7 protein-coding genes are annotated in these 9,709 nt (G+C 68.9%); 4 read left to right on the forward strand and 3 right to left on the reverse strand.

What is annotated here, in order from left to right:
* Window positions 1-61: 61 nt before the first annotated feature.
* Window positions 62-967, reverse strand: a complete 906-nt coding sequence (locus tag AWC25_RS06975; RefSeq protein ID WP_069402274.1) for a peptidylprolyl isomerase — start codon at window positions 965-967, stop codon at window positions 62-64.
* A 101-nt stretch (window positions 968-1,068) separates the two neighbouring features.
* Between AWC25_RS06975 and AWC25_RS06980 the strand changes: the two genes are divergently transcribed.
* From AWC25_RS06980 to AWC25_RS06990, 3 genes are all read left to right on the forward strand, one after another.
* Window positions 1,069-1,743, forward strand: coding sequence for an MBL fold metallo-hydrolase (locus AWC25_RS06980; protein WP_069402275.1), 675 nt, complete (start codon window positions 1,069-1,071; stop codon window positions 1,741-1,743).
* Window positions 1,740-2,996, forward strand: coding sequence for a histidine--tRNA ligase (gene hisS, locus AWC25_RS06985; RefSeq protein WP_069402276.1), 1,257 nt, complete (start codon window positions 1,740-1,742; stop codon window positions 2,994-2,996). The genes AWC25_RS06980 and hisS overlap by 4 nt, the downstream gene beginning before the upstream one ends.
* A gap of 140 nt (window positions 2,997-3,136) precedes the next feature.
* Window positions 3,137-4,624, forward strand: a complete 1,488-nt coding sequence (locus tag AWC25_RS06990) for an HNH endonuclease signature motif containing protein (protein WP_069402277.1) — start codon at window positions 3,137-3,139, stop codon at window positions 4,622-4,624.
* Between the two features lie 10 nt (window positions 4,625-4,634).
* Here the strand turns inward: AWC25_RS06990 and helR are convergent, their stop codons facing one another.
* Complete coding sequence (helR, locus tag AWC25_RS06995) at window positions 4,635-6,833, reverse strand: RNA polymerase recycling motor ATPase HelR (RefSeq protein ID WP_211281025.1); 2,199 nt, start codon at window positions 6,831-6,833, stop codon at window positions 4,635-4,637.
* A gap of 81 nt (window positions 6,834-6,914) precedes the next feature.
* Between helR and AWC25_RS07000 the strand changes: the two genes are divergently transcribed.
* Window positions 6,915-7,940: an Rv2578c family radical SAM protein gene (locus tag AWC25_RS07000; protein ID WP_069402278.1), complete on the forward strand. Its 1,026-nt coding sequence runs from the start codon at window positions 6,915-6,917 to the stop codon at window positions 7,938-7,940.
* A gap of 1 nt (window position 7,941) precedes the next feature.
* On the opposite strand, the gene AWC25_RS07005 is transcribed toward AWC25_RS07000, so the two are convergent.
* On the reverse strand, window positions 7,942-9,552 hold the full coding sequence (locus AWC25_RS07005) for a purple acid phosphatase family protein (RefSeq protein WP_085166541.1): 1,611 nt from the start codon (window positions 9,550-9,552) through the stop codon (window positions 7,942-7,944).
* Window positions 9,553-9,709: the final 157 nt, after the last annotated feature.

The raw sequence follows: 9,709 nt of genomic DNA on the forward strand, positions 1-9,709 counted from the left end.
GACCTTAAGGTGTCGGCCCCCGCGCCGCCGCGTTCTCGTCAATCCGCGGTGCTCGTGTTGTCTAGTCCAGACGTATCGACTTGATCGTGACTTCGCTGACCGGTGCGCCGTCATCGCCGCCGCCGACCACACCGGCCTTGGCGATCTTGTCCAGCACCGCCAGCCCGTCGTCTTGAATCTTGCCGAAGACGGTGTATTGCGGCGGCAACTGAGAATCCTTGTAGACCATGAAGAATTGGCTGCCGTTGGTGCCGGGGCCGGCGTTGGCCATCGCCAGCGTGCCGCGCGGATACACAACCGGTTCCTGCGCCTTGGGATCGTTCGGCGGGTACTGGTCGGTCGGGTACTCGTTGTCGAACTTGTAGCCGGGACCGCCCGTGCCGTCGCCCTTAGGATCTCCGCACTGCAGGACGCCCAACGTCTCCGAGGTGGTCAGCCGGTGACATTTGGTGTCGTCGAAGTACTTCTGCCCGACCAGGCTGGCGAAACTGTTGACCGTGCAAGGAGATTCGTTGTTGGCCAGCATCAGGCCCAGGTTGCCCTGGCTGCTCGACATGCTCACGCTCACGGTAGCCGGTTCGGTGGGCACCTTGCCGGTGCGCGGCGGCTTGACCGGCTTGGCGGCCGGCTCCTGCGGCGTCGCGGGGTACTGGCAGTTGGCGCCGAGGGTGGCCGAAGGCTTGAACGCCGGCAGCGGCGGAGCCGGCGGAACCTGACCGATGGGGGCCGCTGGTGACGTCGTGCTCGCCGGCGGGGGGTTGCCCGGCGTCGCGGCGGCCGAGTCGGTCTTGTGCCGGTTGTTGGAGTTGATCACGGCGATCGTCACGACGGCCGCCACGGCGACGACCGCGACCGTGCCCCCGGCGATGAGCAGCAGGCGCCGGCGTCGGGCTTGCTTGGCGCGGCGCTCCAGCTGCCGTTCGAGTTTGCGCTTGGCGTTCGCACGTCGCTGTTCGTTGGTCGGCACGGCCGGTCTGCCTCCATGGTTGTGAGCGGGGGCTGTAGCCAGCCCAGGCTAATGTGAGCGCGCCGTTCTGTGTCAAGTGGCCCCGTGGGAAACTGGGACACGTGTTGATCACCGGATTTCCCGCCGGCATGTTGGCGTGCAACTGCTATGTGCTGGCCGAGCGACCCGGAGCCGACGCCGTCATCGTCGATCCGGGCCAGCGTGCGATGGGTCCGTTGCGGCGCATCCTGGACGAAAACCGGCTGACCCCGGCCGCGGTGCTGCTCACGCACGGGCACATCGATCACATGTGGTCGGCGCAGAAGGTTTCCGATACGTTCGGCTGCCCGACCTACATCCATCCCGAAGACCGCTTCATGCTCAAAGACCCGATTCACGGCCTGGGCCCACGGGTGGCCCAGCTCGCGGCAGGCGCGTTCTTCCGCGAGCCCAAGCAGGTCGTCGAACTAGACCGCGACGGTGACAAGATCGACCTGGGCAACGTGAGCGTCAACGTCGACCACACCCCCGGGCACACCCGCGGATCGGTGGTGTTCCGGGTTGCTCAAGCAAGCCCGGCAGATAAAGATGTGGTGTTCACCGGCGACACGCTGTTCGAGCGCTCGGTGGGCCGCACCGACCTGTTCGGCGGCAGCGGCCGGGACTTGCTGACCTCGATCGTCGACAAGCTGTTGGTACTCGACGACAACACGGTGGTGCTGCCCGGGCACGGCAACGCCACCACCATCGGCGCCGAGCGGCGCTTCAACCCGTTCCTCGAAGGCCTGACCGGATGACGGAATTCAGCGCACCCAAGGGGGTGCCGGACTACTTCCCGCCGGAGTCCGCGCAGTTCGTCGCGGTGCGTTCCGCCCTGCTGGACGCCGCCCGCCGGGCCGGCTACGGCGACATCGAGTTGCCGATCTTCGAGGACACCGGGCTGTTCGCCCGCGGCGTCGGCGAGTCCACCGACGTGGTGTCCAAGGAGATGTACACGTTCGCCGACCGCGGCGACCGGTCGGTGACGCTGCGGCCGGAGGGGACGGCCGGGGTGGTGCGCGCGGTGATCGAACACGGCCTGGACCGCGGCGCGCTGCCGGTGAAATTGTGTTACGCCGGACCGTTTTTCCGCTACGAGCGGCCACAGGCCGGCCGCTACCGTCAGCTGCAGCAGGTCGGTGTGGAGGCGATCGGTGTCGACGACCCGGCGCTGGACGCCGAGGTGATCGCCGTCGCCGACGCCGGCTTCCGGTCGCTGGGTCTGGCCGGGTTCCGGCTGGAAATCACCTCGCTAGGCGACGAGAGCTGCCGCCCGCAATATCGGGAACTGTTGCAGGAGTTCCTTTTTGGGGTCCCCCTTGACGAGGAGACCCGACGGCGCGCCGAGATCAACCCGCTGCGGGTGCTCGACGACAAACGGCCCGAGGTGCGTGCCATGACGGCCGACGCGCCGGTGCTGCTCGACCATCTCTCCCATGCGGCCAAGCAGCATTTCGACACCGTGCTGGCGCATCTGGATGCCCTCGGCGTGCCCTACGTGATCAATCCGCGGATGGTGCGCGGCCTCGATTACTACACGAAGACCACCTTTGAGTTCGTGCATGACGGGCTGGGGGCGCAGTCGGGCATCGGGGGCGGCGGCCGCTACGACGGGCTGATGCGTCAACTCGGCGGCCAGGATCTGTCCGGCATCGGGTTCGGGCTTGGCGTGGACCGCACCCTGTTGGCGTTGCGCGCCGAGGGCAAGAGCGTGGGGTCGTCGACACGCTGCGAGGTGTTCGGGGTGCCGCTGAGCGAGCAGGCCAAGCTGCGACTGGCGGTGCTGGCCGGGCAGTTACGGGCCGCCGGGGTTCGGGTCGACCTGGCTTACGGGGACCGGGGACTCAAGGGTGCGATGCGCGCCGCCGACCGCTCCGGTGCCCGCCTGGCGTTGGTGGCCGGCGATCGCGACCTCGAGTCCGGCACCGTGGGCGTCAAGGATCTCGCGACCGGGGACCAGTTGTCGGTGCCGATCGATGCCGTTGTCGCCGAGGTGCTTTCGCGCTTCTAGGCCCGGGGGCGCGCCCCCGGCGGCCCGGCGCGGCCAGAGTGGGACCGCGGCCCGGCGCCCTCGCCGGTGTCGAGACGTCCAAGCAGTCGCGGGCGATTCCAAAACAACTTTTGTCGTCGGCCGGTGGTAAACTCGAACACATGTTCGATGAATTGGGCGAATCCCTCCAGCGGCGCCGTCCTTCGACCACGCCGGCCTCCGCGGCGTTGGTCGACCAGGTCTGCGCGTCCGCACGTCTTGAAAACCAGGCAGCGGCAACGCAACTGGCTGCCATGGGGGACTTGTTCGCCTACCGGTTGGCCCGTTGCTCGGAAACCGAAGACTGGGCGGTCGACACCATGGAGGCCGTGACGGCCGAGGTCGCGGCGGCCTTGCGGATCAGTCAAGGGCTGGCGGCCAGCCGCCTTCGCTACGCCCGCGCCATGCGGGAGCGATTGCCTAGGGTCGCAGAGGTTTTCAAGGCCGGCGACATCGACTATCGAATGTTTCAAACCATCGTCTATCGCACCGATTTGCTGACCGATGACGACCTGCTGGCCCGCGTCGATGCCGAGCTGGCGGTGAACGTGCCGCGGTGGCCGTCGATGACCCATGGCCGCCTCGCCGCTCAGGTCGACAAGGTCGTCGTGCGAGCCGACGGGGACGCCGTGCGGCGCCGCAAGGAACGCCAGACCGGCCGGGAAATATGGATCGGCGACATCGGTGACGGCATCTCCGAGATTCACGGCTCGGTGTTGACCCCCGATGCGCGAGCTCTGGAAAAGCGGTTGAATGCGTTGGCCAACACGGTGTGCGAGCACGACCCTCGCGGCCTCGAGGAGCGCCGTGCGGACGCGCTGGGGGCACTGGCAGCTGCGGCCGACCGGTTGGCCTGCCGATGCGAGCGGCCGGACTGTGCGGCCGGCGAGCGTCGCCCCGCCTCGCCGGTAGTCATTCATGTGATCGCCGAGCAGGCCACCCTCGACGGCACCGGCTCGGTGTCCGCGTCGCAGCTGGGTGCCGACGGCCTCATCACCCCCGAAGTCGTTGCGGAACTGGCCAAATCGGCCAAGTTGGTGCCGCTCGTCCATCCGGCCGACGCCGCACCCGAACCGGGCTACGTCCCGTCCACCGCGCTGCAGGACTTTGTGCGCTGCCGGGACTTGACCTGCCGCTGGCCCGGCTGCGATCGGCCGGCGATCGAGTGCGATATCGACCATACGATCCCATACGCCGAAGGCGGGCCGACGCACGCGTCAAACCTCAAGTGCTACTGCCGAACTCATCACCTCGTCAAGACGTTCTGGGGGTGGCGGGAGCAGCAATTGCCAGACGGCACCCTGATCCTGACCTCGCCCGCGGGACGGACCCACGTCACCACGCCGGGCAGCGCGTTGCTGTTTCCGAGTCTGTGCCGGGCTACGGGCGGTATGCCGGCCCCCGAGGTCGAGCCGCCGCGCGACTACTGCGGTAGCCGGACCGCGATGATGCCGCGACGCACGCGCACCCGCGCCCAAGACCGCGCCGCGCGCATCGCCACCGAACGCCGACGCAATCGCGACGCGCGCACGGCGCAACGGGAACTGCGCGCGTCGAGCTACGTCGGCCCGGCGCCCTCGATCACCGACGAAGAACCGCCGCCATTTTGAGAGTCCCGGCCTAGTCGGGCGCCTCGAACTCACCCAGGCCGGACAGCGCCAGCGGCAACGGATCTCGATGCAGGACACCGAGGCGCTGGGTGGCACGGGTGAGCGCGACATAGAGCTCGGCAGCACCGCGTGGCCCCTCGGCGAGAATCCGCTGCGGGTCGACCACCAGTACCGCGTCGAATTCGAGCCCCTTGGTCTCCGACGCCAGCACCGTGCCCGGCACGCTCGCCGGGCCGATCACCACACTGGTGCCTTCGCGGTCCGCCTCGTCGCGCACGAATTCCTCGATCGCACCGGCCAATTCGTCGTCGGTCACCTTCCGGGCCCACGGCCGCACACCGCAGGACCGCACCGACTCCGGCGGACGGACCCCGGGTGCGAACTCCTCGAGCAGCGCGGCGGCGACGGTCATGATCTCCTCCGGGGTCCGGTAGTTGACCGTCAGGGCCCGGTACTCCCAGCGATCGGCCACGTACGGCGCCAGTATGGCGCCCCAGGAGGTCGCACCCGCCGCCGAGCGGCGTTGGGCCAGGTCGCCGACCACCGTGAACGAGCGGCCCGGGCAGCGGCGCATCAGCACTCGCCAGTCCATTTCGGACAGCTCCTGAGCCTCGTCGACGACGATGTGCCGGTACGTCCAATCCCGGTCGGCGGCAGCGCGATCGGCGAGTTCACGTGTGTCGCGCTCGACGAACCGGTCGGCCAGCGCCTCGGCATGGATCACGTCGCGGGCGATCAGATGGTCCTCGTCGTCCATCAGATCCTCGCGGGCGACCATCAAATCCAACACCCCGGCGGCGTACTCGGCCTCATAGTTGCGTTCCCGCTCGGCGCTGGCCTCGGCCGACTCGGCGGCCGTCTTGTCGTAACCCAACAGATCCACCAGCTCGTCGAGCAGCGGCACGTCGGACACCGTCCACGGATCGCCGGCAACGCGCAGTAACGTCTGCGGCGCGCCCACGGCCTGCAGCCGCTCGGGGGACAGGTACAGCGACGTCAGCAACTCCTGCGGCGTCAGGATCGGCCACAACCGGTCCAACGCGGCGGCGAACTGCTCGTTGTCCGCCAGCTCGGCGAGCAGATCCGATCGCAGCTGCTCCCACGCCGTGCGGTCGTCGCGGGTCAGCCAGCCGCGCCCGATCCGCGCGATCGCGCGCTCGGTCAGCGCAAAGGTGAGGATGTCGGTGAACACGGCCCGGGCCTGGTTGTGCGGCTGTCCGCTGCCGCGCGCCTCTTCCCGCGCCCAGCCGGCGATCTCGGCGTCGATGCGCACCGTAACGTCGGCCAGCTCGATCTCCAACGGCCGCACCGGGACTCGCTGCCGATCGGCGATCGCCGCGGCCAGCACGTCGAGGATCTTCAGCGAGCCCTTGAACGCCGCGCACTCCGGGGTGTCCTCGGCGGTGATGTGCAGCCCGGGCACCAGATCGCCCGGCGTCATGAACACCACACTGGACTCGCCGAGTGACGGCAGCACGCGGTCGACGTGGCGCAGAAACGCCGAATTGGGCCCCACCACCAACACGCCGTGGCGTTCGATGCGTTCGCGCTGCGTGTAGAGCAGATAAGCGACGCGGTGCAAAGCCACCACCGTCTTGCCGGTCCCGGGCCCGCCCTCGATCACCAGCACACCCGGATGATCGAGGCGGATGATCTCGTCCTGCTCGGCCTGAATCGTGGCCACGATGTCGCGCATGCCTTCGCCGCGCGGCGCGTTGACCGCCGCGAGCAGCGCCCAGTCCTCCGAGCCGCCCCGCGGCACCTCGCCCGGCCGGCCGAAGAACTCGTCGGTGAACTCGACGATGCGCCGCTCGCGGGTGTGGAATTGGCGGCGCCGGCGCATGCCCTCCGGACTGGCGGCGGTGGCGACGTAGAAGGCGCGTGCGGCCGGCGTCCGCCAGTCCAGCAGCAGCGGCCGGTACTCGTCGTCGGCGTCGAACAACCCGATCCGGCCGATGTAGGTCCGCTCGCCGGATACCGCGTCCAACCGCCCAAAACACAGGCCGTAATCCGCCACGTCGAGCCGCTTGACCTCGCGGGCCAGCGCTCGCACCTCGGCATCGCGGTCGGCTAGGCTGCCGCCGTCGCCGCGCATGGCCGTCCGGTACCGATCCTTGGCCCGCGCCCGATCGCCGTCCAGCCGCGCATAGAGTTCGGTCACGTAGCGCTGCTCGGACCGCAGTTCGTCTTCGTACTCGGGATTCGACAAGCGTTCCTCCGCCCGTTCTGGTCTCGGGTCAGTCTAGGGGGCACGCTTGACAGCACATCGAACAATTGTTCGAATATTCGGATGCGGTGGGCGAACCAGGCCGTCGCGGTCGGCGGACAACCGGTCGACGACGGAGCGCTGCCAGGCCTGCAAAGGATCGGCCTGGTCCGAAGCGTGCGCGCCCCGCAGTTCGAGGGCATCACCTTCCACGAGGTGCTGTGCAAATCCGCGCTGAACAAGATCCCGGACGCGGCCGCACTGCCGTTTCGCTACACCGTCAACGGCTATCGCGGTTGCTCGCATGCCTGCCGCTACTGTTTCGCCCGTCCCACCCACGAGTATCTGGATTTCGACTGCGGCACCGACTTTGACACCCAGGTCGTGGTCAAGACCAACGTGGCGGAAGTGCTGGCCCGCGAACTGCGCCGGGCATCGTGGCGGCGCGAGACCGTTGCGCTGGGCACCAATACCGATCCCTATCAGCGCGCCGAGGGTCGCTACGCGCTGATGCCGGGAATCATCGGCGCGCTCGCCGGTTCCGGCACCCCGTTGTCGATCCTGACCAAGGGCGTCCTGCTGCGACGCGATCTGCCGCTGATATCCGGAGCGGCGCAACAGGTTCCGCTCTCGGTCGCGGTGTCGCTGGCGGTCGGCGACGCGCAGCTGCACCGCGACGTCGAACCGGGCACCCCGACGCCGCAGGCGCGGCTCGGCCTGATCGCCGCGATCCGCGACGCCGGGCTGGACTGCCACGTGATGGTCGCGCCGGTGCTGCCGCACCTCACCGATTCCGCCGAGCATCTCGACGCGCTGCTGGGTCAGATCGCCGCCGCGGGTGCCACCAGCGTCACCGTTTTCGGGCTGCATCTGCGCCGCTCGACCCGTGCCTGGTTCATGTCGTGGCTGGAGCGCTCGCATCCCGAACTCGTCGGCCGCTATCGCGAGTTGTACCGGCGCGGAGCGTATTTGCCACCGGACTATCGCGAGATGCTGCGAACGCGGGCCGCGCCGCTGATCGCCAAGTATCGATTGGCCGGTGATCGGCGGACCTTCGCCCAGCAGGCTCGCGCCGTCGAGCCGCAACCCGTGCAACCGACGTTGTTCTGAGCTAGCCGCCGCGGGGCTTGGTCAGGGTGAACCGCTCCCCAGCGGCGACCGCGCCGAGCGGTCCCGCCAGCGTGTAATAGGTCGCCTGGATCGAGGTGTTGCCGCCGGGCCGGCCCGGGTCGACGTCGAAAGCCAGGAAACCGTAAGGGTGTTCGCGATCGCGAAACGCCGACCAGGGGGCGTCTTCGAGAACGTAGATGGGTGGTTTGCGGTTGACGGCGGGGTCGAACGCGCCGACCCCGGTGATCACCCGGCAGCGGGGCAGGGGATACAGCGTCGCGTTGGTCGGCGCCGAGGTGCCCCCGCCGCCGATGACCAGGTGCACGGTCCCGCGCGTGGTGTCGATGACGTCGCCGTGGGTGTCGACCGGGATCGGCGTTCGGGTGTCGTTGCTCTCGGTGCCGCGCAGCGGATGGGACCGCTCGTAGTGATGCTCGTGGCCGCACACCACCAGGTCGACCCGATATTGGTCGAACAGCGGTAGCCATTCCGTCCGGATCCCGAGGTCGGCGCCGTTGGCGCCGGCGGCGGTCGAGACCGCCGTCTGGTGCATGCAGACGACCAGCCAGTCGATGTCGGGGTCGTGCCGCGCGGCCGCGAGTTCGGCGGCGAGCCAGCGCTTTTGCTCACCGCCGGAGTAACCGTGCACGTAGGAGTTGCCGCCGTCCTGCAAGGCCACGTCGTCGTTGTTGAGGCTGATCACTCGCACCGAGCCGGCGGTGAACGAATACCACAGGCCGCGCAGTTCGGGGCTCGACCCGGATTCGGGCAGCGCGAAGTAGGTTTGGTAAGCGCCGTAACCCACCGGTCCGTTGCCCAGCTCGTTCTCGTGATTGCCCGCCGCCGGCATCCAGGGCCGGTAGCGCGCCGAGCGGCTGTTGTTGGCGAACCAGTTCGACCAGGTGCGAATGCGGTCGTTGGCGAGGTTGGCGTAGCACAGGTCTCCGTTGACCAAGTTGAACAGCGGGGCCATCCGCTCGATCGCCAGCGTCATGTCGGCGGCCGCGGGGGAGCCGATGTTGTCGGTGCCGTACTTTCCGTTCGGTAGCAGGCCCAGCGCGGGTGTGGATTGGTCACCGAAGCTGGTGAAGCGCAGCGGTTTTCGCCCCGCCGGCGCGGTCCGCACCACGCCCTGCTCCGGCTCGGCGCCGTCGTGCACCGCCGCGTAGACGTAGTCGGTGTCCGGGGTGAGGTTGGTCAGGCGGGCATGGTGGACACGAACCTCGTTGTTGGACTTGGCATCTCGATAGGTGCGGGTCTCGGCGGCGACGGTGCGACCGAGGTCGGAGTCCGGCGTGCCCAGCAGGACGCGCGGATTGCCGACGGCTTCGGTGGTGTGCCACGACACCACCACCTCGGTGCCGGCGTTCTTGCCGAATTGCAGGTGCAGGCCGAACACCGGCGGCGCGCCGGTGCGGTCGGGACGGGGCCACAGACCCGGCCCCGAGTGGTGTGACCACAGCAGCGCGGCACCGCCCACCCCGATGCCGGCGCCGACGCCCAGCCCGGCGACCGCGGCGGCCGCGCTCGTCGTCAACAACCGGCGGCGGCTGACGCCCGCCGTCTGGCCCGCTGTGTCCGGTTCGGCGGCGAGCTCGGCATCCTCGGTCACTAGGGCACCATGCTTTCTGCGGATACCTGATGGGTGTTCGTTGAAGGGACTCGGCGGGGGCCGAGGTGACGGCCATTGGTGGTCGCTCTTGGAGGGCCTGCATGACACTGCCGCCCTCGGTCCTGCCGGGGTCGCAGACCGGCATCAGGAAGACGCG

The organism is Mycobacterium sherrisii, from assembly GCF_002102355.1.
In the GTDB taxonomy this organism is placed as follows: domain Bacteria; phylum Actinomycetota; class Actinomycetes; order Mycobacteriales; family Mycobacteriaceae; genus Mycobacterium; species Mycobacterium sherrisii.

What these genes read in the sequence shown, in the direction of transcription:
- hisS (WP_069402276.1), top strand. Translation starts at nt 1,740, where the DNA reads ATGACGGAATTCAGCGCACCCAAGGGGGTGCCGGACTACTTCCCGCCG.
- AWC25_RS06990 (WP_069402277.1), top strand. Translation starts at nt 3,137, where the DNA reads ATGTTCGATGAATTGGGCGAATCCCTCCAGCGGCGCCGTCCTTCGACC.
- AWC25_RS07000 (WP_069402278.1), top strand. Translation starts at nt 6,915, where the DNA reads ATGCGGTGGGCGAACCAGGCCGTCGCGGTCGGCGGACAACCGGTCGAC.